The sequence below is a fragment of the Rhodococcus rhodnii NBRC 100604 genome (genome assembly GCF_001894925.1).
Lineage (GTDB): Bacteria > Actinomycetota > Actinomycetes > Mycobacteriales > Mycobacteriaceae > Rhodococcus_F > Rhodococcus_F rhodnii.
The window spans coordinates 25989-51078 of sequence record NZ_BCXD01000013.1 but is presented as its reverse complement, the minus strand read 5'-3'; the positions used below and the strand labels follow the sequence as shown (position 1 = coordinate 51078).

At 71.3% G+C, this 25090-nt stretch carries 26 protein-coding genes and 1 pseudogene; 2 read left to right on the top strand and 25 right to left on the bottom strand.

What is annotated here, in order from left to right; translation table 11 throughout:
* Window positions 1-90: 90 nt before the first annotated feature.
* Entirely contained in the window at window positions 91-513 is a 423-nt protein-coding gene (locus RR1_RS11495) for a hypothetical protein (protein WP_010836175.1), read from the top strand.
* Here RR1_RS11495 and RR1_RS11490 read toward each other — a convergent pair.
* The 11 genes from RR1_RS11490 to RR1_RS11440 form a co-directional block, all read right to left on the bottom strand.
* The gene (locus RR1_RS11490) at window positions 483-2195 is read right to left on the bottom strand and encodes a 3-ketosteroid-delta-1-dehydrogenase (protein ID WP_010836176.1); all 1713 of its coding nucleotides are present in this window, start codon (window positions 2193-2195) and stop codon (window positions 483-485) included. The two genes, RR1_RS11495 and RR1_RS11490, sit on opposite strands and share 31 nt — an antisense overlap.
* Window positions 2192-3136 (bottom strand): alpha/beta hydrolase, encoded by a 945-nt coding sequence (locus tag RR1_RS11485; RefSeq protein ID WP_010836177.1) that lies wholly within the window; start codon window positions 3134-3136, stop codon window positions 2192-2194. Before RR1_RS11485 ends, RR1_RS11490 begins: the two co-directional genes overlap by 4 nt.
* 182 nt (window positions 3137-3318) lie before the next feature.
* Window positions 3319-4206 (bottom strand): acyl-CoA thioesterase, encoded by an 888-nt coding sequence (locus tag RR1_RS11480; protein WP_010836178.1) that lies wholly within the window; start codon window positions 4204-4206, stop codon window positions 3319-3321.
* 4 nt (window positions 4207-4210) lie between these two features.
* Window positions 4211-5629 (bottom strand): pyruvate kinase, encoded by a 1419-nt coding sequence (pyk, locus tag RR1_RS11475; RefSeq protein WP_010836179.1) that lies wholly within the window; start codon window positions 5627-5629, stop codon window positions 4211-4213.
* A gap of 68 nt (window positions 5630-5697) precedes the next feature.
* A complete protein-coding gene (locus RR1_RS11470; protein ID WP_010836180.1) occupies window positions 5698-6486 on the bottom strand; it encodes a hypothetical protein in 789 nt (262 codons plus the stop codon).
* Complete coding sequence (gene lgt / locus RR1_RS11465) at window positions 6483-7520, bottom strand: prolipoprotein diacylglyceryl transferase (protein WP_040771973.1); 1038 nt, start codon at window positions 7518-7520, stop codon at window positions 6483-6485. The genes RR1_RS11470 and lgt overlap by 4 nt, the downstream gene beginning before the upstream one ends.
* Complete coding sequence (trpA, locus tag RR1_RS11460; protein WP_010836182.1) at window positions 7520-8317, bottom strand: tryptophan synthase subunit alpha; 798 nt, start codon at window positions 8315-8317, stop codon at window positions 7520-7522. The genes lgt and trpA overlap by 1 nt, the downstream gene beginning before the upstream one ends.
* Window positions 8314-9609 (bottom strand): tryptophan synthase subunit beta, encoded by a 1296-nt coding sequence (gene trpB, locus RR1_RS11455; RefSeq protein WP_051110976.1) that lies wholly within the window; start codon window positions 9607-9609, stop codon window positions 8314-8316. The genes trpA and trpB overlap by 4 nt, the downstream gene beginning before the upstream one ends.
* Before the next feature lie 96 nt (window positions 9610-9705).
* Window positions 9706-10515 carry an indole-3-glycerol phosphate synthase TrpC gene (trpC, locus tag RR1_RS11450; protein ID WP_010836184.1) on the bottom strand — a complete coding sequence of 270 codons (810 nt, stop codon included), beginning with the start codon at window positions 10513-10515 and terminating at the stop codon, window positions 9706-9708.
* Window positions 10516-10677: 162 nt separating this feature from the next.
* Window positions 10678-11373 carry a TIGR02234 family membrane protein gene (locus tag RR1_RS11445; protein WP_010836185.1) on the bottom strand — a complete coding sequence of 232 codons (696 nt, stop codon included), beginning with the start codon at window positions 11371-11373 and terminating at the stop codon, window positions 10678-10680.
* Window positions 11370-12941 carry an anthranilate synthase component I gene (locus RR1_RS11440; RefSeq protein WP_010836186.1) on the bottom strand — a complete coding sequence of 524 codons (1572 nt, stop codon included), beginning with the start codon at window positions 12939-12941 and terminating at the stop codon, window positions 11370-11372. Before RR1_RS11440 ends, RR1_RS11445 begins: the two co-directional genes overlap by 4 nt.
* A 115-nt stretch (window positions 12942-13056) precedes the next feature.
* Between RR1_RS11440 and RR1_RS11435 the strand changes: the two genes are divergently transcribed.
* A complete protein-coding gene (locus RR1_RS11435) occupies window positions 13057-13560 on the top strand; it encodes a MarR family winged helix-turn-helix transcriptional regulator (RefSeq protein ID WP_010836187.1) in 504 nt (167 codons plus the stop codon).
* Here RR1_RS11435 and RR1_RS11430 read toward each other — a convergent pair.
* The 14 genes and pseudogenes from RR1_RS11430 to RR1_RS23115 form a co-directional block, all read right to left on the bottom strand.
* Window positions 13553-13777 (bottom strand): tautomerase family protein, encoded by a 225-nt coding sequence (locus tag RR1_RS11430; protein ID WP_010836188.1) that lies wholly within the window; start codon window positions 13775-13777, stop codon window positions 13553-13555. The genes RR1_RS11435 and RR1_RS11430 overlap by 8 nt on opposite strands.
* Window positions 13778-13816: 39 nt before the next feature.
* Window positions 13817-14176, bottom strand: coding sequence for a phosphoribosyl-AMP cyclohydrolase (gene hisI / locus RR1_RS11425; protein ID WP_010836189.1), 360 nt, complete (start codon window positions 14174-14176; stop codon window positions 13817-13819).
* Window positions 14173-14946 (bottom strand): imidazole glycerol phosphate synthase subunit HisF, encoded by a 774-nt coding sequence (gene hisF, locus RR1_RS11420; RefSeq protein ID WP_010836190.1) that lies wholly within the window; start codon window positions 14944-14946, stop codon window positions 14173-14175. The genes hisI and hisF overlap by 4 nt, the downstream gene beginning before the upstream one ends.
* Before the next feature lie 35 nt (window positions 14947-14981).
* Window positions 14982-15818 carry an inositol monophosphatase family protein gene (locus RR1_RS11415; RefSeq protein WP_040771974.1) on the bottom strand — a complete coding sequence of 279 codons (837 nt, stop codon included), beginning with the start codon at window positions 15816-15818 and terminating at the stop codon, window positions 14982-14984.
* Window positions 15815-16546, bottom strand: a complete 732-nt coding sequence (gene priA / locus RR1_RS11410; protein ID WP_010836192.1) for a bifunctional 1-(5-phosphoribosyl)-5-((5-phosphoribosylamino)methylideneamino)imidazole-4-carboxamide isomerase/phosphoribosylanthranilate isomerase PriA — start codon at window positions 16544-16546, stop codon at window positions 15815-15817. The genes RR1_RS11415 and priA overlap by 4 nt, the downstream gene beginning before the upstream one ends.
* A gap of 28 nt (window positions 16547-16574) precedes the next feature.
* Window positions 16575-16847, bottom strand: coding sequence for a hypothetical protein (locus RR1_RS11405; protein ID WP_010836193.1), 273 nt, complete (start codon window positions 16845-16847; stop codon window positions 16575-16577).
* Complete coding sequence (gene hisH, locus RR1_RS11400; RefSeq protein WP_010836194.1) at window positions 16844-17473, bottom strand: imidazole glycerol phosphate synthase subunit HisH; 630 nt, start codon at window positions 17471-17473, stop codon at window positions 16844-16846. The genes RR1_RS11405 and hisH overlap by 4 nt, the downstream gene beginning before the upstream one ends.
* A gap of 40 nt (window positions 17474-17513) precedes the next feature.
* Window positions 17514-18701: an MFS transporter gene (locus RR1_RS11395; RefSeq protein WP_010836195.1), complete on the bottom strand. Its 1188-nt coding sequence runs from the start codon at window positions 18699-18701 to the stop codon at window positions 17514-17516.
* Between the two features lie 34 nt (window positions 18702-18735).
* Entirely contained in the window at window positions 18736-18891 is a 156-nt protein-coding gene (locus RR1_RS22310; protein WP_010836196.1) for a CG2302 family histidine operon protein, read from the bottom strand.
* Window positions 18888-19535: an imidazoleglycerol-phosphate dehydratase HisB gene (gene hisB, locus RR1_RS11390; RefSeq protein ID WP_010836197.1), complete on the bottom strand. Its 648-nt coding sequence runs from the start codon at window positions 19533-19535 to the stop codon at window positions 18888-18890. The genes RR1_RS22310 and hisB overlap by 4 nt, the downstream gene beginning before the upstream one ends.
* On the bottom strand, window positions 19532-20677 hold the full coding sequence (locus tag RR1_RS11385; RefSeq protein WP_010836198.1) for a histidinol-phosphate transaminase: 1146 nt from the start codon (window positions 20675-20677) through the stop codon (window positions 19532-19534). The genes hisB and RR1_RS11385 overlap by 4 nt, the downstream gene beginning before the upstream one ends.
* A complete protein-coding gene (gene hisD / locus RR1_RS11380; RefSeq protein WP_010836199.1) occupies window positions 20674-22011 on the bottom strand; it encodes a histidinol dehydrogenase in 1338 nt (445 codons plus the stop codon). The genes RR1_RS11385 and hisD overlap by 4 nt, the downstream gene beginning before the upstream one ends.
* A 131-nt stretch (window positions 22012-22142) precedes the next feature.
* Window positions 22143-23666 (bottom strand): pyridoxal phosphate-dependent decarboxylase family protein, encoded by a 1524-nt coding sequence (locus tag RR1_RS11375; RefSeq protein ID WP_010836200.1) that lies wholly within the window; start codon window positions 23664-23666, stop codon window positions 22143-22145.
* Window positions 23663-25053 (bottom strand): annotated as a pseudogene (locus RR1_RS23115) (MFS transporter). Before RR1_RS23115 ends, RR1_RS11375 begins: the two are co-directional and overlap by 4 nt.
* Window positions 25054-25090: the final 37 nt, after the last annotated feature.

Here is a 25090-nt window from a genome sequence, read left to right as displayed (position 1 = left end):
ACGGGGGTACCTGCACCGATCGCCCCGCTTCGGCGGCGCCGTCATAATGGAGATTCCGGACCCGCACTCCCGACGAGAGGTGACACCCGCATGATGCTCTACGCACCGATCGTCGTCGGCCTCGTCGTCGTGGTGGTGCTGCTTCTGCTCGCTCCACCGCACGCAGCGCCGCCTCCCCCGCCCCAGCGCGCGGCCCCTGCCCGTCGCCGCCGGAACGCGACACTCGTGGGCGCGTTCGGCGCCGTGGCAGCGACCGGAACCGTCCTCACGATCGTCTCGATCGTCGCAGCCGCACAGGGCATGGCGCTGCTCTGGAGCGGCGTCGTCCTCGTCGGGCTCGTCGGCCTGCTCGCTGCGACGCGCCGCGACACGCGCGCCCGCGAGCAGTCGGCGCGCGCCGCGACCGAACGTGAGATCGCGGCGCGCGCCGAGCGCCAGCACCGGCGCTATCTGGACGACGACCCGTACGGGACGTTCGGGGACTACCCGCCGGACGGCACGCCGAGATCCTGACGCGCGAGATCCTGAGCCGCGATGTAGCCGTACACGAGGCCCTGTCCGATCGTCGCGCCCGCACCGGGGTACTTGTCCCCGAACGCATTGGCCGCCGTGTTGCCGATCGCGTACAGGCCCGCGATCGCCGAACCGTCCTCCCGCAGCACCCGGGCGCGGTCGTCGGCGACGAGCCCACCGCACGTTCCCAGATCGCTGAGCACCATCTTCACGGCGTAGAGCTGCCCGCTCAGCGGCCGGAGGTTCGGGTTCGGGCCGATCGTCGGGTCGCCGTAGTACCGGTCGTACGCGCTGCCGCCACGATCGAAGTCGTGATCGACACCCGCCGCGGCCTGCGCGTCGAACCGCGCGAGCGTCTCGGTGAACGTCTTCTCCGAGACTCCCATCGACCGCGCGAGCGACGCGGCGTCGTCGGCACGATGCGCGATCCCGTTCGCGTACCAGGACTTGGGCAGCGGCTGCCGCGGGAAAAGCCCGCCCGCGAGGATGTAGCTGTCGCGGTACCGCTGATCGAAGACGAGCCACATCGACCCGACGGGGTCGCCCGCCTGCTCGCGGGCGAGGATCTTCTGCCCGAAGCTCATGTAGTCGCTCGCCTCGTTGACGAAGCGTGATCCCGAGGAGTCGACGACGAGCGACCCCGGCAGCGCACGCTCGGCGAGCAGCACCGACGGCGCGCCGCCGGGAACGGGCGCGACTGCAGGGAACCACCACGAGCGATCCATCCCCGCGACCGCGGCCCCGTACCGCTCGCCCAGCACGATCGCGTCGCCCGTGTTGCCCTCGGCTCCGAGGCTCTCGTTGTCTCCCAAGGACTCCGACTGGTACTTGTGCCGCATCGCCATGTCGTGATCGAAGCCGCCCGCCGCGAGCACGACACCCTTGCGGGCCGCGACGGTGACGTCGACGCCGCCGCGGCGCAGGACCGCGCCCGTGATGCGGCCGTCCTCCTCCACGAGGTCGGTGAGGCTCGTCTCCGTCCACACCGGGATTCCGGCACGGATCACTCCGGCGAACAGTCCCGCCGCGAGAGCCTGCCCGCCCGCGGTGTATTCGCGGCCGCGCAGCTTCCCGCCGAGTCCCTTCGCGAGCGCCTTGATCGCCCGCGGCAAGGACTTCGCCGGCGTCCGCATCACGAGATTGAGCCACTTGTAGTCGGCGCCGGTGACCGGCATCGGCAGCGACGACGCCATGAGACCGGGACGGAAACGTGCGCGCTCCTCGCCGAGCTGCGCGAGATCGAACGGCGTGCTCTCACACGTGCGACCGACGGCCGAGCCACCCGGCTTCTCGGGGTGGTAGTCCGAATAGCCCTTGGCCCAGAAGAACTCCAGCGGCGTCGTCCGCTCGATCATCGCGACCGCCTCGGCGCCGTTGTCGAGATACGCAGCGCGGCGCTCCTTCGGCGCGCTCTCCCCCACCACGGCGTCGAGATAGGTGGCGGCGATCGCGCGCGTGTCCTCGGGCACGTCCGCCTGCAACACCGGATTGGCCGGAATCCAGAACGCACCACCGGATCTCGCGGTGGAGCCGCCGACGTACTCGGTCTTCTCGACGACGAGGACGTCGAGTCCCTTCTCGTGCGCGGCGAGCGCGGCCGCGAGGCCGGTGCCGGAACCGATGACGACCACGTCGACCGTGGTGTCGGCTGCAGTGGTGTCGGGGGACGCGGTGGTGCTCATCGAGTCGTCCTTTCGTCGTCGCGCACGCCCAGGACGTCGCGGGTGAGGCCGGCGATCCGGTCCAGCGCGGGACCGACGTGCGACAGCGTGGGAAAAGCGAGGAATCCGTGGAAGAGCCCGTCGAAACGATGTGTCCGCACCGGGATTCCGGCATCGGCGAGCTGCTGTGCGTAGCGATGCCCCGAATCGCACAGCGGATCGAACTCCGCCGTGACGACGACCGCGGGCGCGACGCCCGCGAGGGACGGCGCCCGTGACGGTGCGACGGTCTCGTCCCGAGCGCCGCCGGGCGCGTAGTGGGACCAGTACCACCGCATCGCGGCCTCGGTGTTGTAGTACCCGGAGCCGTAGGTACGGTACGACTCGGAATCGAAGTCGTCGTCGATCACGGGATAGATCAGTAGCTGCGCGGCCACGACCGGCCCGCCGCGACGGACCGTGGCGATCGCAGCGCAGGCCGCGAGATTGCCGCCGGCGCTGTCGCCCGCCAACACGAGCCGGTCCGGATCACCGCCCCAGTCGGCGGCACGGGCGTGCGCCCAGTCGAGCGCCGCGGAGACGTCGTCCGCTGCGGCGGGACCGGGATGCTCGGGCGCGAGCCGATAGTCGACCGACACGACGACGGCACCGACGCGCTGCGCGAGTTCGCGGCACAGCCCGTCGTGGCTGTCGAGATCGCAGAACACGAATCCGCCGCCGTGTGCGAACACGACGACGGGCAGTACGCCGTCCGACTCCGGGCGGTACACCCGCACCGCCGGGCCTCCGGGGACGCGAGTGTTCTCGACCGATCGCATCGGGGGTTCCGTGCTCGCCGGGCCGCGACGGGCACCGACGAGCTCACGCATCTGCTGCGGCGTGTGCGCCGTGACGTCGGGGAAGCCCGAGTCGAGTGCCGCGAGCATCGTCGCGACCTCGGGGTCGATGCTCCGTACTGTCACGAAGGCTCCTCTCACCTGTGGGAGCCGTCACACTAGCGTGCATAGGCGGGCACCGAGCCGAACATTCCCGGTGGCCGGAACGCCCCCACCCACCCCCTAGCCTCGTGCCGCAATGTCACAGCATGTGCATCGAGCGCACACGCTGTGACATTGCGGCACAGGGGGTTTCGGGTAAGAACGGACTATTCCGACGCAGTGCCGCCGGGGGCTGCACCCGCCCGCGACGGGAAGTGCCGCACCACGCCCTCCTGGACGACGGTGGCGACGAGGGTGCCGTCGGTACCGAAGTATCGCCCGGTCGCGAGGCCGCGCGAGCCGGCGGCGACGGGCGACTCCGTCGCGTAGAGCATCCAGTCGTCGAACCGCGCTGGCCGGTGGAACCAGATCGAATGGTTCACCGTCGCCGCGACGATCCGGTCGTGTCCCCACGACAATCCGTGCGACGTGATGATCGAGTCGAGGATCGTCGTGTCGGACGAGTACGCGAGGGTCGCCGCATGGATCATCGGCTCGTCGGGCAGGGTGCCGTCGGCACGCATCCACACACGATTGTGATCGAGCGTCCCGCGACCCTTGAGGATCCACGCAGGGTCGTTCGTGTAACGCATGTCGATCGGCTTGAGCGCCCGCGCGAACATCGGCACGGTGTCCTCGAACCCGGTGAGCAACTCCCCGATCGTCGGCAGGGCCTCGGGATCGGGGACCACGGGCGGTGCGACGGCATGCTCGAGTCCACGCGCGAAGCCCTGGAACGCGACGAGCGCGACGCACAGTTCCTTGCCGTCCTGCATCGCGGTCACCTGACGGTTCGCGAACGCCCGCCCGTCCCGATGCCGCTCGACGTGGTACTCGATGGGCGCCTTGACGTCCCCGCCCCGCACGAAATGCGCGTTGAGCGCATGGACGGGCCAGTCGGCGCCCACCGTGCGCCCCGCCGCCACCAGCGCCTGCGCGACGAGCTGCCCGCCGAAGGTGCGAGCACCCACCTGCGGCGGGTGCTCGCCGACGAAGACGTCCTGCGCCTTCTCGCGCAGGTCGAGCAGTACCTCGAGATCAGCGGATCCGCTCACCGTGTCAGCGATCTTCCTCGCCGATGCGGTGCACGTGGATGAGGTTCGTCGACCCGACCGTTCCGGGAGGCGCACCCGCGACGATGACGACGAGATCGCCGCGGCTGTACCGGCCGATCTCGAGCAGGGCGTGATCGACCTGCTCGACCATCTCGTCGGTGCTCGCCACCCGCGCCACGATGAACGTCTCGGTACCCCACGTCAGCGACAGCTGGCTGCGCACCTCGGGGACCGGCGTGAACGCGAGCAACGGCAGGTGCGTGTGCAGCCGCGCGAGTCGCCGCACGGTGTCGCCCGACTGCGTGAACGCCACGAGGGCCTTCGCGTCGAGCCGCTCGCCGATGTCGCGTGCGGCGTACGAGATGACGCCGCGCTTCGTCCGCGGAACGTGGGTCAGCGGCGGGACCCGCGTCGAATCCGATTCGACCGCCTCGACGATGCGCGCCATCGTGCGCACCGTCTCCATCGGATACTTGCCGACCGACGTCTCCCCCGACAGCATGACGGCGTCGGTGCCGTCCATGACGGCGTTCGCGACGTCCGACGCCTCCGCACGCGTCGGACGCGAGTTCTCGATCATCGACTCGAGCATCTGCGTCGCGACGATCACGGGCTTCGCGTTCTCGCGGGCGATCTGGATCGCCCGCTTCTGCACGAGCGGGACCTGCTCGAGCGGCAACTCGACGCCGAGATCGCCACGCGCGACCATGATGCCGTCGAACGCGAGGACGATCGCTTCGAGATTGTCGACGGCTTCCGGCTTCTCGAGCTTCGCGACGACCGGGATACGACGGCCGACGCGGTCCATCACCTCGTGCACGAGTTCGACGTCGGCGGGCGAGCGCACGAACGACAGCGCGATGAAGTCGACACCGAGCTTCAGCGCGAACTCGAGGTCGGCGATGTCCTTCTCCGACAGCGCCGGCACCGACACGCTCATGCCCGGCAGCGACAGGCCCTTGTTGTTGCTGACGGGGCCGCCCTCGGTGACCCGCGCCACGACGTCGTTGCCCTCGATGGCGGTGACGACGAGTCCGACCTTGCCGTCGTCGACGAGCAGCCGGTCGCCGGGGGTGGCATCGTTCGCGAGATTCTCGTACGTCGTCGAGACGCGGTCGTGAGTGCCTTCGACGTCGTCGACGGTGATCCTGACGGTCTCCCCCGTCGCCCAGAATGTCTTGCCTTCGGTGAACCGGCCCAGGCGGATCTTCGGTCCCTGCAGGTCGGCCAGAATACCGACGGCCTTTCCGGAGGCGTCCGACGCCTCACGGACCTTGGTGTAGTTCTCTTCGTGGTCCTTGTGCTCACCGTGGCTGAAGTTGAGTCTCGCGACGTTCATGCCGCTGTCGACGAGTTCCCGAATTCGATCACCACCCGCGGTGGCGGGCCCGAGCGTGCATACGATCTTGGTGCGTCGATTCACGACTCGAGCCTAGACAACCAGCACCGCCAACTCCATCTACCGACCGGTAGTGCGGTTTCGCGTCGCGGTCAGTCGGTGAGCTTGCGGCCCTCGCCGTCGTCGACGTCGCCGCTGAACATCCGGATCGCGTCGACGAGGTTCCAGATCCAGATCGCGGGCACGACGAGGAACCCGATGAGCAACAGCATCAGGGCGTAGCCCGCGAACATGAGCACGAACTGGGCGAGCCCGATCGCGATCGAGCCGGTGTAGAGCCTGCCGACACCGCACACGCCCACGAAGCTGGGCAGCAGCTGCAGCAGCCCCGCCGTGGTGCGGCTCTTGTTCGACAACGGCTGCCCGGTACGGGGATCGCGGCCGTAGGGCGCCGCGGGGTCGGCGTAGAACGGCCCCGGATACATGCCGGGTTGCGGGGGTGGCGGCTGCTGCACCGGACCCTGCTGCGGGGGACGCTGCTGTGGCGCGCTCTGCTGCGGCGCGCCGGACCCGTAGCCGGGCGCCTGCGCCCCGAACGCGGGATCGGGAGCACCGAAGGTCGGGCCGTCGTCGAGTCCGTACTGCTGGATCGGGCCGGTGTAGTCGGGGCGCGTCGTCTCGTCGGGCCCGGCGGTGTCGTTCGGCACGGGGTAGGTGGGCGTCGTGCCCCATCCCGGTCCGTTGCCGACGCCCGCGAACGTGTCCCAGCCGGGGCCGGCACTCGCCGAACCCGGCGCGGGCGTTCCGGAGGACGTGCTGTCCGACAGCGACGCCTCCGCGGTGGCGCCGTAGTCGTATGCGCCGGTGTCCTGGGAGTACTCGCCGCCCTCGGGCTGCTGGTCGGGTTTCGCGGACTTGTCGGTGTCTCGCTCGTCGGTCATGTCGCGTCGTCCTTCCGTTCGGACGTCGGGGTGTCCGACTCTCGGGGAGTATCGGTCGTGCGTGCCGCGTCGTCACCGGCTGCGACGGTGGCGGTGGGCGTCTCGTCCGGACCGGTCCGGTCCGAACCACCGGTCTCCGGGTCGTCCGTGCCGCCGCGACGCGAGCGCAGTGTCGCCGGGTCCTCGCGGCCCTTGCGCGCGAGGACGACGTAGGCGATGGCAGCGACGAAGACGATCGCGGACGTGAACGAGTTGACCCGGATCCCGAAGATCTCGTTCGCGTGGTCGGTGCGCATGAGTTCGATCCAGAACCGGCCGAAGCAGTAGCCGGCGACGTAGAGCGCGAAGAGGCGGCCGTGCCCGATGCGGAACCGGCGGTCGATCACGACGAGCGCGATCACGACCAGCACGCTCCAGAGCGCCTCGTACAGGAACGTCGGGTGCACGACCGCGTACACCTCGCCGGTGGACACGCCGTCGACGAGGCCGGGACCGACCTGCCCGGTCTCCGTGCGGCGCTCGTAGATCTCGAGGCCCCACGGGACCGTCGTCTCTCGTCCGTACAGCTCCTGGTTGAACCAGTTGCCGAACCGTCCGATCGCCTGGGCCAGCAGAATGCCGGGGGCGATCGCGTCACCGAACGCGGGCAGCGGAATGCCGCGGCGGCGGCAACCGATCCACGCCCCGACGCCGCCGAGAGCGACGGCGCCCCAGATGCCGAGGCCGCCCTGCCAGATCTTCAGCGCGTCGACGGGATCGCCGCCCTCGCCGAAGTAGGTCGGCCAGTCCGTCAGGACGTGATAGAGCCTGCCGCCGACGAGCCCGAAGGGCACCGCCCAGATCGCGATGTCGAGGACCGTGCCCTCGTCGCCACCGCGGGCGACCCAGCGGCGGTCGCCCCACACGATCGCGACGACGATGCCGGCAATGATGCACAGCGCGTACGCGCGGAGCGCGAACGGCCCGACATACCAGACGCCCTGCGGCGGACTGGGGATCGCGGCGAGGACGTCGACGGCGTGCGGCGTTGTCATCACGACGACACGGTAGCCGAGCGGACGCCCTCGGCGAGTTCGGTCGTGAGCGCACCCACGGCGGACTGTCCCTCGGCGGCCGCGGACACCAGTGCGGACCCGACGATCACGGCGTCGGCGTACGACGCGATCTCGGCGGCCTGCGCACCGGACCGGACTCCGAGTCCGACGCCGATGGGAATGTCCGAGTGGACACGGATGCGGGCGCACAGTTCGGGTGCGACCGAATCGACGGTGTCACGGGCGCCGGTGACACCCATCGTCGACGCGGCGTACACGAATCCCGACGTGACATCGAGGGTCGACGCGAGCCGCTCCTCGGTGGACGACGGCGCGACGAGGAAGATCCGGTCGAGCTCGTGGGCGTCGGAGGCCGCCATCCACTCGCCGGCCTCCTCGGGGATGAGGTTCGGGGTGATGAGGCCGAGCCCGCCCGCGTTCGCGAGATCGCGGGCGAAGGCGTCGACGCCGTACTTGAGGACGGGATTCCAGTACGTCATCACGACGGCGCTGCCGCCGGCGGCGCTCACGGACTCGACGACGCGGAAGATGTCGCGCACCCGCACGCCGTTCGCGAGCGCGGTCTCGGCGGCGGACTGAATCGTCGGCCCGTCCATGACGGGATCCGAGTACGCGAGGCCGACCTCGACGATGTCGCAGCCGGCGTCGACCATCGTGCGCAGCGTCTCGATCGACCCGTCGACGGTCGGGTATCCGGCGGGCAGGTATCCGACGAGTGCTGCGCGGCTCTCAGCCCTGCACCGGTCGAAGACGGGCTGCAAACGCGAACTGGTCACTGGTCGGAGCCTTCCGTGTCGGTCGTGTTCGCGGTGTCGGAGTTCGTGCCGTCCGCGGCGTCGTCGAACAGGCCGAACCACTTCGCGGCGGTGTCCATGTCCTTGTCGCCGCGGCCCGACAGGCTCACGACGACGATCGCGCCCTCGCCGAGCTCGCGGCCCAGCCGCAGCGATCCCGCGACGGCGTGCGCGGACTCGATGGCCGGGATGATGCCCTCGCGCTCCGACAGGAGCCGCAGCGCATCCATCGCCTCAGTGTCGGTGACGGGCTCGTACGTCGCGCGGCCGGTCTCCTTGAGCAGCGCGTGCTCGGGGCCGACACCCGGATAGTCGAGGCCCGCGGAGATCGAGTGCGAGTCGATCGTCTGGCCGTCCTCGTCCTGCAGCAGGTACGAGTACGCGCCCTGGAAGGCGCCCGGGGTTCCCGCGGTGAAGGTCGCGGCGGTGCGGCCGGTCTCGACGCCGTCGCCGCCCGCCTCGTAGCCGACGAGCCGCACGTCCGGATCGTCGAGGAATGCGTGGAAGATCCCGATCGCGTTCGACCCGCCGCCGACGCACGCCGTGACGGCGTCGGGGAGCCGGCCCGTCAGCTGCCGGATCTGCTCGCGCGCCTCGAGCCCGACGACGCGCTGGAAATCGCGGACGAGCATCGGGAACGGGTGAGGTCCGGCGGCGGTGCCGAAGCAGTAGTAGGTGCCGTCGGCGTTGGTCACCCAGTCGCGCAGCGCCTCGTTGATCGCGTCCTTGAGCGTGCGCGAACCGGTCTGCACCGAGACGACACGGGCGCCGAGCAGGCGCATCCGCGCGACGTTGAGTGCCTGCCGCTCCGTGTCCACCGCACCCATGTAGACGACGCAGTCGAGCCCGAGCAGCGCGCAGGCCGTCGCCGTCGCGACGCCGTGCTGGCCCGCGCCGGTCTCGGCGATGATGCGCTGCTTGCCCATGCGCTTCGCGAGGAGCACCTGGCCGAGGACGTTGTTGATCTTGTGCGATCCGGTGTGGTTGAGGTCCTCACGCTTGAGGAACAGCCGCGCACCGCCCGCGTACTCGCTCATCCGCGTCGCCTCGAACAGCGGCGACGGGCGGCCGGTGTAGTCGCGCTGGAGGCGGTCCAGTTCGGCGAGGAAGCCGTCGTCGATGCGGGCCTTCGCGTACTCGGCGGTGACCTCTTCGATCACGGCCATGAGGGCCTCCGGCACGTGCCGGCCGCCGAAGATCCCGAAATGCCCGGTCGCGTCCGGATCGTGCGTCGTGCGGTCGACGATGCCCGCGCTGGTGGGCGGGAGCGGCATGATGCCCGGATACGAAGAAGTCACCACTCCAGTCTGCCCCAACTCACCGCGACGGTGCCGTCCGGGTGCAGGCAGCGCACCCGGGCACCGACACGATCACCGCGACGGCTTGGGGCACGACGGATGCGCGCCCGCGTTCACGAGATCGGCGACGGCCTTGCGCGGGTCACCGCTGGTGACGAGACCCTCGCCGACCAGCACCGCGTCGGCTCCGGCGCCCGCGTAGGCGAGCAGATCGGCAGTCCCCTTGACCCCCGACTCGGCGATCTTGACGGTCTCGGTCGGAAGCCCGGGTGCGATGCGCCCGAACGTCTCGGGATGGACCTCGAGGGTCTTGAGATCGCGGGCGTTGACGCCGATGACCTTCGCGCCCGCGGCGAGCGCGCGATCGGCCTCGTCCTCCGTGTGGACCTCGACGAGGGCGGTCATGCCGAGCGACTCGGTGCGGTCGATGAGCGATTCGAGAGCGCTCTGCTCGAGCGCTGCGACGATGAGCAGAATGACGTCCGCGCCGTGGGCCCGCGCCTCGTGGATCTGGTACGGCCCGACGATGAAGTCCTTGCGCAGGACCGGGATGTCGACGGCGCGCCGGACGGCGTCGAGGTCCGCGAGCGAGCCACCGAAACGGCGGCCCTCGGTGAGCACGCTGATCACGCGCGCACCGCCCGCCTCGTAGGCGGCGGCGAGTTCGGCCGGATCGGGGATGTCGGCGAGCGCACCCTTCGACGGGCTCGAGCGCTTCACCTCGGCGATGACCCCGATGTCGGGTGCGCGCAGGGCTGCGGCGGCGTCGAGAGGGGCGGGCGCGGCGGCGGCCGCGGCCTTCACGGCGGCGAGATCGACGACCGACTCGCGGACCGCGACGTCGGCCCGTACGCCGTCGAGAATCGAATCGAGAACGGTCATCGTGGCCTGAGCCCTTTCCTGACGGAAGCTCGTGCTCTGCACCGGGTTCGATGCAGGTCCCCTTGCAGCGACGCCCTCGCGAGCGCCGCGGAGCCCTCTGTGAGAAAGCTCATCTGGACATCGCCAGCGTAGTGCGATGTGCTCATGCGTTTGCCACCGGGGTCAGCGCGTGGGGTCTTCGCCCCGGTCACGGCCGGCGTCTCCGCTGGTCGGGTCCTCCCCGGCATCGAGCGCGTCCCACAGCATCCGCTCGGTGACCTCGTCGCCCTCGGCCTCGCTCACCGCCTTGGCGCGGCGGGTCGCGGGAGCGTCGTACTTCGACGACAGCCCACCACCCGCAGGTGCGCGCAGCAACGCGACGGCCGCGACGAGCGCCACCACCGAGCCCACGACGGCGACGACGGCTCCCGCCGGCTGGACCGACACCGCCGTCACGACGGCGCGCGTGGGCAGCCCGGCGATCGATCCGGCACGGTCTCCGTCGGCCCCGTCGACGAGCAACCGGACGGGCCCGATCGCGGAGCCGACGGCGACGATCGCGACCACGACCGCCACGAGGGCGACCAGCCTGCCGCGCACCGCGAACACCGCCGCGATGGCAGCGACGAGTGCCAGCGCGAGCGGCGTGCTCGTCGGCGACCACGTCGCACCGAGGACGTCGGTGGTGCGGTCGGCACCGAGGCCGTCGCTCGACTCCACGACGACCCACGTCAGCCGCGAGGACGCCCACAGGACTGCCGCCGCGAGGGCGAGCAGCGCGACCGCGATCGCACGCGGCGAGCGCGACCGCCGTGCCGGTGCGGGCGCCTCCTGCTGGTCCGCCCGGGCGGTGCCGGCGGGTTCGGGTTCGGTCGTCATGACGTCGCTCCTGCCTCGCCGGGATCGACCGGCGTGAGGGTGGCCGCCGCGGCGACCGCGCGCAGCACCGCCATCGCCTTGTTCCGCGACTCGTCGTCCTCGTACTCCGCAACCGAGTCCGCGACGATCCCCGCTCCGGCCTGGACGTATGCCGTCCCGTCCTTGACGAGGGCCGTCCGGATCGCGATCGCGGTGTCGGCGTCGCCCGCGAAATCGAGATAGCCGACGATGCCGCCGTACACACCGCGGCGGGTCGGTTCGAGCTCTTCGATCAGCTGCATCGCCCGCACCTTCGGCGCTCCCGAGAGCGTCCCGGCAGGGAAGCAGGCCGTCACGGCGTCGAGTGCGCTGCGCCCTTCGGCGAGCCTGCCCGTCACCGTCGACACGAGATGCATGACGTGGCTGTACCGCTCCACGTGCCGGTAGTCGTGCACCTTCACCGTGCCCGGCGCGCAGACGCGGCCCAGATCGTTGCGGCCGAGATCGACGAGCATGAGGTGCTCGGCGTTCTCCTTCTCGTCCGCGAGCAGATCCTTCTCCAGCAGCACATCGTCCGCGTCGGTCTCGCCGCGCCAGCGGGTCCCGGCGATGGGGTGCGTCGTCGCGACGCCCTCCTTCACCGTGACGAGCGATTCGGGACTCGACCCGACGATCGAGAACGCCGTGCCGCCGTCGTGATCAGGAATGTGCATGAGGTACATGTACGGACTCGGGTTCGACGCGCGCAGCATCCGGTACACGTCGAGCGGCCTGGCGTCGGTCTGCATCTCGAAGCGCTGCGACAGCACGACCTGGAACGCCTCGCCCGCCTCGATCTCGCCGACGAGGTGCGTGACGCCGGCACCGAACTCCTCGCTCGTGCGCTGCCGCCGGAAGTCGGGCGCCGGGCGCGAGTACGTCGAGACCGTCGACGGTGCGGGAGCCGCCAGCGCCGTCGTCATCTCGTCGAGCCGGGCGATGGCGTCGTCGTAGGCCTCGTCGACCCGCTCGTCGGAGCCGTCCCAGTTGACGGCGTTCGCGATGAGCCAGATCGTGCCCTCGTGGTGATCGACGGCAGCGAGATCGGTCGCGAGCAGCATCACGGTCTCGGGCACGCCGAGATCGTCGTCGGTGTCGTCACCGATCCGTTCGAGCCGGCGCACGGCGTCGTATCCGAGATAGCCGACCATGCCGCCGGTGAGCGGCGGCAGGCCCTGCATCCGCTCGGTCTTCAGCAGTTCGAGCGTGCGGCGAAGCGCCTCGACCGGGTCGCCGCCCGTCGGCGCACCCGCCGGGACGTCACCGAACCATGCCGCTTCGCCGTCGCGCACCGTCAGCGCGCCACGCGAGCCGACCCCGACGAACGACCAGCGAGACCACGATCGGCCGTTCTCGGCGGACTCGAACAGGAACGTTCCCGGCCGGTCTCGTGCGAGCTTCGTATAGGCCGACAACGGAGTCTCCGCGTCGGCGAGCAGCGTGCGAGTCACCGGAACGACGCGATGCTCCGCAGCAAGGGCTCGGAACTGCTCGCGCGTCGTCGTGCCGTCGGCGGTGTTCGCCGCGAGGGTGCTGGATTCGGCGGGCATGGCTCGATTGTCCCAGGCGCCACTCGGTGCGATCGGGCGCCCCGTCCGTCGGGGGTGGCCGACCGCGCCCGGTCGTTCACGGTGGCAACGATCTGCAGACGCTAGGGTTTTCGACATGGACGATGTGCAGTGGCTCGACGACGAGGAACGCGAGGCGTGGCTCGCGCTGATCGCTCTGATCACCCGGCTGCCGTCGGCGCTCGACACCCAGCTCCAGCGCGATTCGGGGATGACGCACTTCGAGTACTCCGTCATGGCACAGCTGTCCATGGCCGACGGCGGACGGCTCCAGCTCGCCGTCCTCGCCCGCAGATCCAACGCGTCGCTCTCGCGGCTCTCGCACGTCGTCACGAAGCTGGAGCGGCTCGGCTGGGTCGTCCGCGACGCGATTCCCGAGTCACGCGCGTCCGATGCCGTCCTCACCGAAGCGGGGCGAGAGAAGATGGCGGACGCGGCGCCCGGACACGTCGCCGCGGTCCGGTCGCTCGTCTTCGACGGGCTCTCCCCCGCTCAGACCCGTCAGCTCGCCAAGGTCAGCCGGCTCGTCACGACCCAGCTGGACATCGGCATCGCTGCGGACGCCGCCGACGGAGCGAGGAACCGCACGTCGATCACGTGAGCGGCGCGCCGCCGACTCCCCAACTCGCACGGGGGATCTCGGTGATGGTCACCCACACCGACGCCGGGTTCTTCCCCGTCGCCTCGGCGTACGCGGCCGTCACCGCCTCGATCGTGCGGCGCTTGTCGTCGTCGGAGAGTCCTGGCGTCTGGCTGATCTGAATGAGCGGCACGTCCGTCAGTCTCGCAGAAGCGAGACCACACTCGTCGGCGTGCACGTCGACGGCGGAGGAAGGGCCGGCGCCGACCTCCCGGATTCAGTCCCGGTCGTCGGGTGCGAGCAGGACGTCGGCGTCGAAGCAGGTGTGATCGCCGGTGTGGCACGCGCCGTCGACCTGATCGACGACGAGCAGCACGGCGTCGCCGTCGCAGTCGAGCCGCACCTCGTGCACGTGCTGGGTGTGTCCGGACGTCTCGCCCTTGACCCAGTACTCGCGGCGCGAACGCGACCAGTACGTCGCTCGCCGCGTCGCGAGGGTGCGGGCGAGCGCTTCGTCGTCCATCCACGCCACCATGAGGACGTCGGACGTCGCGCGCTCCTGCACGACGGCCGTGAACAGCCCGGCGTCGTTGCGGGTGATGCGCGACGCGATCGCCGGATCGAGTGACGTGCTCATCGGACCGTGATCCCCTCGTCGCCCATCGCCTTCTTCACCTCGGGGATCGTGAGATCACCGAAGTGGAACACGCTCGCGGCGAGCACGGCGTCCGCCCCCGCGTGGACGGCGGGAGCGAAGTGCTCGACCGCCCCCGCACCACCGCTCGCGATGACGGGCACCGTCACCGCCGCGCGGACGGCCTCGATCATCGCGATGTCGAACCCGGCCTTCGTGCCGTCGGCGTCCATCGAGTTGAGCAGGATCTCCCCCACACCCAGTTCCTGGCCGCGCACGGCCCACTCGACGGCGTCGAGACCGGTCCCGCGCTTGCCACCGTGCGTCGTGACCTCCCACCCGGACGGCGTGGTCTCCTGCCCCTCCGGGACGGTGCGCGCGTCGACCGACAGGACGATGCACTGCGATCCGAACCGCTCGCTCATCTCGCGCAGCAACTCCGGCCGGGCGATCGCGGCGGTGTTGACGCTCACCTTGTCGGCACCCGCGCGCAGCAGGCGGTCGACGTCCTCCGTCGTGCGGACGCCGCCGCCGACGGTCAGCGGAATGAACACCTGCTCGGCCGTGCGCGTCACGACGTCGAGCATCGTGGCGCGTTCGCCGCTGGACGCCGTGACGTCGAGGAAGGTGAGTTCGTCGGCGCCCTGCGCGTCGTAGAGGGCGGCCAGTTCGACGGGGTCACCTGCATCGCGCAGATCGCGGAAGTTGACACCCTTGACGACGCGGCCTGCGTCGACGTCGAGGCACGGGATCACCCGGGTCGCCACGGACATGTGTTCTGTGCTCCTGCTCGTCGCCGGTGTACTCGTCAGCGGTTCTGGTCGCGGTGGTTCTGGTCGCGGACTGCGTCCAGGATATCGAGGATCTCGCCGTGGACTCCCGGCGCCGCCGCGAGCAGGGACGACGACGCGGCCGTCCACGGCGAGCCCGTGAGGTCGGTGACGACGCCGCCGGCGGCGCGCACGAGCGCGACGCCCGCGGCGTTGTCCCACACGTTGTGGCCGAAGACGACGGCGGCGCCCAGCACGCCCGCAGCCGTGTAGGCGAGGTCGAAGCCGGTCGAGCCGTGGATGCGGACCCGCAGCGCGGACCTGCTGAGTTCGGTGAACAGCGCGACCCGCACCGGGCCGGGCGTGACACCGCGGCTGTCGGGTGAGAGCGGCCCGCTCGCCACCATCGACGCTCCGAGCGAGACCGGTTCGAGCGGCGGCAGGCTCGCCTCGCCGTCGGTCACCGGCCCGTCGCCGACGACGGCCACGTACCGGCGCCCCAGCAGCGGGAACCAGCTGAGGCCCGCGACGGGTACGCCGTCGTCGAGCAGGGCGAGGAGGATGCCGCACGTCGGCAGCCCTGCCGAGTAGTTGAGCGTCCCGTCGATCGGGTCGACGACCCACACCCGGCCGTCGACGGGGTCGGCGCCGCCGTACTCCTCGCCGTGGACCGGGATACCCGTCCGTGCCTCGAGTTCGCGGGAGACGGTCCGTTCGATGTCCAGATCGACCTCGGTCGCGAAGTCGCGGCTCCCCTTCTCGTGAGCGCTCGGCGCGCCGAGCCCCGCGACGAATCGGGGTGCGACCGAGTCGAGGACGCCCGCGGCGATCCGTGCGAGTTCGCGCGGCGACGTCACGCGGGCGGCCCCCGTCATCGCACCGCGGCCAGCGCCTCGGGCAGGGTGAAGCGTCCCGCGTAGAGCGCCTTGCCCACGATCGCGCCTTCGACGCCGCGGTCGGTCAGGCCCGCGATCGCGGTGAGATCGCCGAGTTCGGAGATGCCGCCCGACGCGACGACGGCGGCGTCGGTGGCATCGCACACCTGCGCCAGCAGATCGAGGTTCGGTCCGGTGAGGGTGCCGTCCTTGGAGATGTCCGTCACGACGTAACGCGCGCAGCCGTCGCGGTCGAGCCGGGCGAGCGTCTCGAAGAGATCGCCGCCCTCGCTGACCCAGCCGCGGCCGCGGAGCCGGTACGACTCGCCGTCGAGGCGGACGTCGAGTCCGACGGCGATGCGATCGCCGAAGCGTGCGATCGCGCGTGCGCACCACTCCGGGTTCTCGATCGCCGCGGTGCCGATGTTCACGCGCGCACAGCCCGTCGCGAGGGCGGCCTCGAGCGACTCGTCGTCGCGGATGCCGCCGGAGAGTTCGACGTTCACGTCGAGTTCGCCGACGACGCCGGCGAGCAGTGCGGAGTTGGAGCCGCGACCGAACGCGGCGTCGAGATCGACGACGTGGATCCATTCGGCGCCGGCGTTCTGCCACCCGAGGGCGGCGTCACGCGGCGAACCGTACGACGTCTCGCTGCCCGCCTCCCCTTGAACGAGGCGAACGGCTTCGCCTCCGACGACATCGACAGCGGGCAACAGAACCAGGCTCACGTGCGACAACCCTACTGGTTTGCACCGACTACGGACGCTGCGGCCCGCGCGTGCCCGGCTCGTCGCTCGCAGGCCCGGGATCGCCGTCGTCCGGAAACGCGCGGCGCGTCATCCGGACCGAGACGACGCCCATCGCGACGATCGCGAGGGCGATGCCACCGAGACCGATCGCGAGGCCGGCGACGGGGCCCGGCTGCACGAGGACGAGCACGAGCGCCACGACGACCAGCACCGCCATCGCGGCGCCGAGAGCGCTGATCGCGAGGACGGCGTAGCTCAACCGCCGCGGCGGCGGGGTCACAGGTGCGAGACCCAGTTCTGCAGCAGCTGCGCCCCGGCGTCACCGGACTTCTCGGGGTGGAACTGGGTGGCCGAGAGCGGCCCGTTCTCGACGGCCGCGAGGAACGGCCCGCCGTGATCGGCCCAGGTGAGCAGCGGCGGCCGGAAGTGCTCGGACTCGGGAAGCTCCCACGCCTGCGCCGCGTACGAGTGGACGAAGTAGAACCGCGTCTCGGCGTCGAGACCCGCGAACAGGACGCTGTCGCCGGGCGCGGTGACGGTGTTCCAGCCCATGTGCGGGAGCACGCGCGCCGGCAGCCGATCGACGGTGCCGGGCCACTCGCCGCACCCATCCGCCTCGACGCCGAACTCGACGCCGCGATCGAAGAGGATCTGCATGCCGACACAGATGCCGAGGACGGGCCGTCCGCCGGCGAGCCGCTGCCCGATGATCCGGTCGCCGCGGACCGCGCGCAGACCCTCCATGCACGCCGCGAACGCACCGACGCCGGGCACGACGAGACCGTCCGCCGCGAGGGCGGTATCGGGATCCGCTGTCACCTCGACCTCGGCTCCCGTCCGCGCGAGCGCGCGGGCCGCCGAGTGCAGATTGCCCGATCCGTAGTCCAGGACGGCGATGGTCGTCATGCACCCATCGTATCGGGCGGCCGAACGCCGTCCCGCGCCCTCACCCGCGGCCGCGGCGCCCGCGCCCCAGCAGCGACGAGGCCGCCAGGACGAGCGCCGGAACCGTCACGGCGACCGCGGCGGACGTCGCGAAGACGGCGCCGTATCCCGCTGCCGCGGCGACGACGCCGAGCGCGAACGCTCCGAGCCCGGTTCCCGCATCGAAGCCGATGTTCCACACCGCGCTCGCCTGGCCCGATCTGCCGGAGCCCGCGGCCGCGAAGATCGACACGAGCGAATCGTTCTGCACCGCACCGAAACCGAATCCGAACACGACGACACCGAGAACGAGTGCGGCGTCCAGTCCGTCGGCGACACCCCATGCCACCGCGGCGAGGCCCAGGGCGGAGACGACGAGGCCCGGCGGCGAGACGCGTCCCGGCCCGAGCCGATCGGACATCACGCCCGACAGATAGCGGCCCGCGATCATCGCCGCGCTCGTGAGGGCGAGGAGGACGGCCGCGGACACTCCGGGATTGTCGTCGACCGCGATCGGCAGCAGGCTCGTGACACCACCGTTCGCGACGGCGGCGGCGCCGATCGCGGCGAGGGGGACGGCGATCGGCAGGAGGACCAGCCGGCCGCGCGGGACGGCGCTGCCCGGTGGCGTCGTGATCTTCGGGAGCCTGCCGATCGCGACGAGCGCCAGGACCGGGACCACGGCGCCCGCGACGATCGGGGCCCACGAGCCGAACGCGCCGAGCAGCGCGAGACCGGCGGGGAGCGCGACCATCTGGGTCGCGGCGATCGCGATTCCCTGCAGTCCGCTCGCGCGGCCGATCTGCGCCCGCGGCACGAGTTCGGCGACGAGCGCGGCACTCGCGACGGTGAGCAGCCCGAAACCGATACCCCGGACCGCCGACACCGCCAGCACGCCCACGATCCCTGCGCCACCCGCGTCGGGCATCGTCGCCGGGAGCAACAGCAGCGACGGCAGGCCGAGCAGCAGACAGCCGGTCGCGAGCACGAGTCGGTGCCCGAACCGCAGCAGCAGCGCCGGGGCGCCGAGTTGGGTCGCGACCGTCGCGGCCATGAAGGTCGCCGTCGTCGCCCCCGCGATCGCGTCACCGGCACCCGACTGCGCGATGACGAGCGGCACGACCGGCAGCAACAGCCCGAACCCACCGAACGCCGCCGCGGCCATCGCCATCGCCGTGAGCATCCCCGGGGTGCGCAGCACGTTCACCATGCGCACCTCGCGAGCCGGGCCCGCGCGCCGCCCGTCATTCGACGAACTGCAGGATGCCGCCGACCGCGGCGAGCACCGCGATCACCGCCAGTACCGCCGAGGCCACCTTGTTGAACTTGAGCATCGAGTAGGCGCCGCCGAGCGCGATACCGGCGACGATGAACAGCGCGTAGACGAGAACGGTGTTCACAGGCTGCCCTTCGTCGACGGGACGCCGTGCACGCGCGGGTCCGGTTCGACGGCCTGCCGCAGGGCGCGCGCGACGGCCTTGAACTCGGCCTCGGTCACGTGGTGCTGATCGCGTCCGTAGAGCACCCGAACGTGCAGCGCGATCCGGGCGTTGAGCGCGATCGACTCGAACACGTGCCGGTTGATCACGGTCGCGTACGGCACACCGGGGTAGCCGCCGATGACGGCACCGAGCATGTGCTCGGGCTCGCCCGTGTGGACGCAGTACGGCCGTCCCGAGACGTCGACGACGGCGTGCGCGAGCGTCTCGTCCATCGGGATGTACGAGTCGCCGAAACGGCGGATGCCCTTCTTGTCGCCGAGCGCCTGCCCGAGCGCCTGCCCGAGCACGATCGAGGTGTCCTCGACGGTATGGTGCGCCTCGATCTCGACGTCGCCCTGCGCGCGGACGGTGAGGTCGAAGCTCGCGTGGCTGCCGAGCGCGGTGAGCATGTGGTCGAAGAACGGGACGCCCGTCGAGACGTTCACGACGCCGGTGCCGTCGAGGTCGAGTTCGACGGCGATGTCGGATTCCTTCGTGGTGCGTTCGATGCGCGCGACCCGTCGCGCCGCGCCCGTCGCCGTGCCGTCGTCGGTGCCGGTCATGCCGTTCCCCTCTCGTCGGGTGTTGCGGGCGCGAGTTCGGTCGCGGCGAGTTCCGCGCTCGCGGCGAGGAATGCGTCGTTCTCCGCTGCCAGTCCGATCGTGACACGGAGGTGCTCGGGGATGCCGACATCGCGGATGAGCACGCCGCGATCGAGGTAGGCCTGCCAGGCGCGAGCCGCATCGGTGAACCGGCCGAACAGCACGAAGTTCGCGTCGCTCGGGATCACCGTGTAGCCGGCCTCGGCGAGCGCTGCAGACACGCGATCGCGTTCGCGTGCCAGCTTCTCGACGCTCGCGAGCGTGTCGTCGGCGTGCCGGAGCGCGGCCCGGGCCGCGGCCTGCGTCTGCACCGACAGGTGATACGGCAGCCGGACGAGCAGCAGCGCCTCGACGAATGCCGGTGCGGCGGCGAGGTATCCGAGCCGGCCGCCGGCGAACGCGAACGCCTTGCTCATCGTCCGCGACACGACGAGCTTCGCCGGGTACTCGTCGATCAGTGTGATCGCACTCGGCGCCGCCGAGAACTCGGCGTACGCCTCGTCGACGATCACGATGCCCGGCGCGGCGTCGAGGATCCGCCGGAGCGCGTCCAGCGGGATGCTGTGGCCCGTCGGGTTGTTGGGGCTCGTGACGAACACGACGTCGGGACGCTGCTCGGTGATCGCGGCGACGGCGGCGTCGACGTCGAGCGTGAAGTCGCCGGCGCGGTACACCGGCAGCCACTCGGTGTCGGTTCCGTCGGAGATGATCGGGTGCATCGAGTACGACGGCACGAAGCCCATCGCGCTGCGTCCCGGCCCCGCGAACGCCTGCAGCAGTTGCTGCAGGATCTCGTTGGAGCCGTTGGCCGCCCACACGTTGTCGACGGTGAGCGCGACACCGGTGCGGCCACTCAGATACTCCGCGAGGTCGGTGCGCAGTGCGACGGCGTCGCGATCCGGGTACCGGTGCAGCTCCCGTGCGGCCTCGAGCACCGACTCGGCGACATCCTCGACGAGCGCGTCCGTCGGCGGGTGCGGGTTCTCGTTCGTGTTGAGCTGCACCGGGACCGAGAGCTGCGGCGCGCCGTAGGCGGATGCCCCGCGCAGGTTCTCGCGCAGCGGCAGGTCGGCCGTCGTGACGGCGCCTCCGGGCGCGCTCATCGCTCGTCCTCGGGCAGGAGTTCCTCGAACCGCAGCCGGACGGCCTCGCCGTGCGCGGGCAGATCCTCGGCGTTCGCGAGCGCGACGACGTGCTTCGCGACGTCGGCGAGCGCGTCCTGCGAGTAGTCGACGACGTGGATGCCGCGCAGGAAGGTCTGCACCGACAGGCCCGACGAGTGCCGGGCGCAGCCGGCCGTCGGCAGCACGTGGTTCGATCCGGCGCAGTAGTCGCCGAGGCTCACGGGAGCCCACGGTCCGACGAAGACGGCGCCGGCACTCGTGACGGACTGCGCGACCTGCGAGGCGTCGGCGGTCTGGATCTCGAGGTGCTCGGCGGCGTACGCGTTGACGACGCGCAGGCCGTCGGCGACGGACGAGACCAGGATGATGCCGGACTGCTCGCCCGAGAGCGCCTCGGCGACGCGCGCGCGGTGCTTGGTGACGGCGAGCTGGCGGGCCAGTGCGTCGTCGACGGCGTCGGCGAGTTCGGGGCTGTCGGTGACGAGCACGCTCGCGGCCATGACGTCGTGCTCGGCCTGGCTGATGAGGTCGGCGGCGACGTGGACAGGATCGGCGGTGCGGTCGGCGAGGATCGCGATCTCGGTCGGCCCGGCCTCGGCGTCGATGCCGACGAGGCCGCGGCACAGCCGCTTGGCGGCGGTGACGTAGATGTTGCCGGGGCCGGTGATCATGTCGACGGGGGCGAGCTCGCCGCCGTCGGTGTCGGTGCCGCCGTAGGTGAGCAGCGCGACGGCCTGGCCGCCGCCGACCGCCCACACCTCGGTGACGCCGAGCAGGGCACACGCGGCGAGGACCGTCGGGTGCGGGAGTCCGCCGAACTCGGCCTGCGGCGGCGAGGTGACGACGAGGGAGCGCACACCGGCCTGTTGTGCCGGGACGACGTTCATGACGACGGACGACGGGTAGACGGCGTTGCCGCCCGGGACGTAGAGGCCGACGCGATCGACGGGAACCCACCGTTCGGTGACGGTCCCGCCGGGAACCACCTCGGTCACGGTGTCGATGCGCCGCTGATCGGCGTGCACCTTGCGGGTGCGCTCGATCGCGACCTCGAGGGCCGACCGCACGTCGGGGTCGAGTTCGCCGAGCGCGCGCTCGAGTTCCGCCGCGGGGACGCGGACCTGCTCGGGCCGGACGCCGTCGAACTGCTCGCCGAACTCGAGCGCGGCCACGGCGCCACGATCACGCACCGCCTCGACCACCGGGCGAACCCGATGCAGCACCGCGTCCACATCCACTCCACCTCGGGGAAGCGCGGCGCGAAGTTCGGCCGTGGATGGGGTGCGACCACGAAGGTCGGTGCGGGCGAGCATGAACGGTTCCTCTCGGCTGGTTCATCCGGCCGCCGGGGTGCCGGCGGAGGGTGTCGAGGCGCGGCGACGCACCCCGGATACACCGATTATCCAGGATAGACGCAGCCCGGGGAGTGACCGGACTCCCCTGCTCACCCCGGCGCGAGCAGCCCCGCGAGGTATTCGATCAGCAACACGCGCGTGACCTCGCGTGGGAGTGCCTCGACGGCGGAGAGGACCGCGGCCATGTCCAGCTCGCCCGGACCGCCCGGTGCGAGCCCCGCCTCGGCCAGCGCTGCGGCGAGCACGGCACTCGGGAGTGCCGTCACGTCGCGGGCCTCGACCTGCCCGGCCTCGAACGCGGCGGCGAGCGTCGCGAGAGCTGCAAGCGGCTGCGCGGGCGGCACTCCCCGCACCTCGGTCGCGGCCTCGCGCAGTGCCACGACCAGTTCGCCGAGCACCGACTCGGTCACGGGGGTCACGGTGAGGTGCGTCGTCGCGGGCAGGGTCGTGCCGTCCGGTTGCGGCAGCGACGGCTGCATCTGCAACGTGAATCCGCGTTCCGCGACGGCCGCCGCCCAGCGGTGCGGATCGACGGCGCGCTCGCCGTGGCCGTCCGCGGCGACGGCGAAGACCGGACCGACCGGGTCGCCGACGACACGCAGTCCGGCCGTCGCGTCCACTGCCTCCCGCAGCACCGTGACGCTGCGTCGAATCCTGCCGACGAGCGCGCGGTAGCCGTCGTCGCCCAGTGCATGTGCGATCGCCCACGCCGACGCCGTCGCCGCGAGCGACTTCGAGCCGAGCAGCGTCGGATTGACGACGGGATAGCCGGGCCAGTCGGTGAGGCCGAAGTACTGCGCGCGGTGCCGGTCACGATCGCGGTGCAGCAGCAGCGAGGCACCCTTCGGGGCGTAGCCGTACTTGTGGAGATCGAGCGAGAGCGTGGTGACTCCGGGCACACGGAAATCCCACGGCGGCAGCGTGTCGTCGCCCGCCCCGGACTCGTCCCACCATGCGAGCGCGAAGCCGCCGAGGCACGCGTCGACGTGCAGCGGCACCCCCGCCGCGCCGGTGACCTCGGCGATCTCGGCGATCGGGTCGAGCGCGCCGAGCGGATAGTTCGGTGCCGACGCCACGACGAGGACGGTGTCGTCGCGCAGTGCGGCCGCGATTCGTGCCGGGTCGACCCGTCCGGTCGACGGATCGACCGCAACGCGAACGACGCCGAGCCCCAGCACGTGCGCGGCCTTGACGAACGCCGCGTGCGCCGTCGTCGGGATCACGATCGAGCCCGCGTCGCCCGCTTCGCCCCCGCGGCCGGCACTGTCACGTGCCGAGAGCACCGCGAGCATGCAGCTCTCGGTGCCGCCGGACGTCACGTTGCCGACGGTGCCGTCGCCGCCGTGGGTCAGCTGCGCGCCCCACGCGACGAGATCGCGTTCGAGCACCCGCGCCGACGGGAACACGGTGGGGTCGAGGCCGTTGACCGGCTGCACGAGTCGCGCGGCCTCCCCGGCGATGCGGTCGAGTTCGGCGATGCCGGGGTCGTAGACGTACGACAGCACGCGGCCACCGTGCGTCGGCGCGTCGGCGGCCCGCAGTGCATGGAGTTCGGCGAGGGCGCTCGCGCCACGTCCGGCGATTCCGTCGAGCCCGAGTGCGTCCTCGTTCATGCCTGCTCCCTCGTGTCGGTCCCCCGGTGTTCCGCGGCCGACTCGGTCGTCGGCCGGAAGCGGTGGAGCACGACGATACTCACCGCGACCAGTGCCGCGGGCACGAGCGAGAATCCGGCCGCGATCGCGGTGATCGCCGAATCCGGTTGCGGCGCGGCGTCGCCGGTCGACGACACGAAACCGCCGAGCGCGAGCATCGCGAGGAAGAGCGCGGGCCCGAACGCGAGGCCGGCCGTCTCGAGTGCCGTCCACACGCCCGAGAGGGTTCCGCCGCGTTCCTCACCGCGAGCCCGCGCGTCGGCCTCGATGACGTCGGGCAGCAGCGCCATCGGGAACGCCTGCATGCCCGCGTACGCGACACCGGCCAGCGCCACGGGTGCGAGCACCCAGCTTCCGGGTGCCCAGATCACCGGAACCAGTGCCAGACACGCGACGACGAACATCGTCGACGCTAGGTACAGGCCACGCCGCTTGCCGTGGCGGCGCGCGTAGCGGTACCACAGCGGCATCACGAGCAGTGCGGGCGCGATGAGCGCGGCGAACAGCAACGTCAGCGCCGACTCGTCGCCGAGGACGTACGTCGCGAGGTACTGCGCCCCCGCGAGCATGACCGCGGATGCGAGAGCCTGGAGCACGAACACCGTGAGGAGGGCACCGAAACGGGCGCGGTCCGCAGTGCCGCCAGCCCCTCGCGCCACAGGCCGGACGCGTCCCCGCCCGTTGCGTCGCTGCGGCGCGGGGAGACCGCGAGATACCGGGCCCGTCCCGAACCACGGCTCGCCCACGCCATTCCGGCACACAGCAGTGCCGCGACGCCGACGGCCATGACGAGGTATCCCCCGCTGCCGCCCCCGGCGGCGTCCCGCAGTGCCGGACCACCCGCACCGACGACGAGGATCGTCAGAGCGAGCACGGCGACGCGCACCGACACGAGGCGGGTGCGCTCGTCGTAGTCGCGCGTGAGTTCGGCCGGCAGCGCGACGAACGGCACCTGGAAGAAGCTGTAGGCGAGGGCAGCCGCGGTGAAGGCGAGCACCACCCAGAGCGCGCCGCCGGCCTCGCGCACCGGCGACGCGAACATCACGACGAAGAACACCGGCATGACGATCGTCCCGAATGCCATGAACCGTGCCCGTGATCCGGTGCGCACGGCGACGCGATCGCTCAGCGCGCCGATCGCCGGTGCGACGGCGACGTCGATGATCTTGGGCGCGAGCACCACGATCGATGCGAGCGCGGCGGCGACGCCGAGTGTGTCGGTGAGGTAGTAGGCCAATACGAGTCCGGGCAGCGTCGCGAATCCCCCGGTCCCCACGCTGCCGGCGGCGTAGGCCGCGACCACCGGACCGCGGATGCGCGTCGCGGAGCCGCGATCACGAGTCGTCATGCGCGACACAGTAGATCGCGGCGGTCCGTCGCGCACC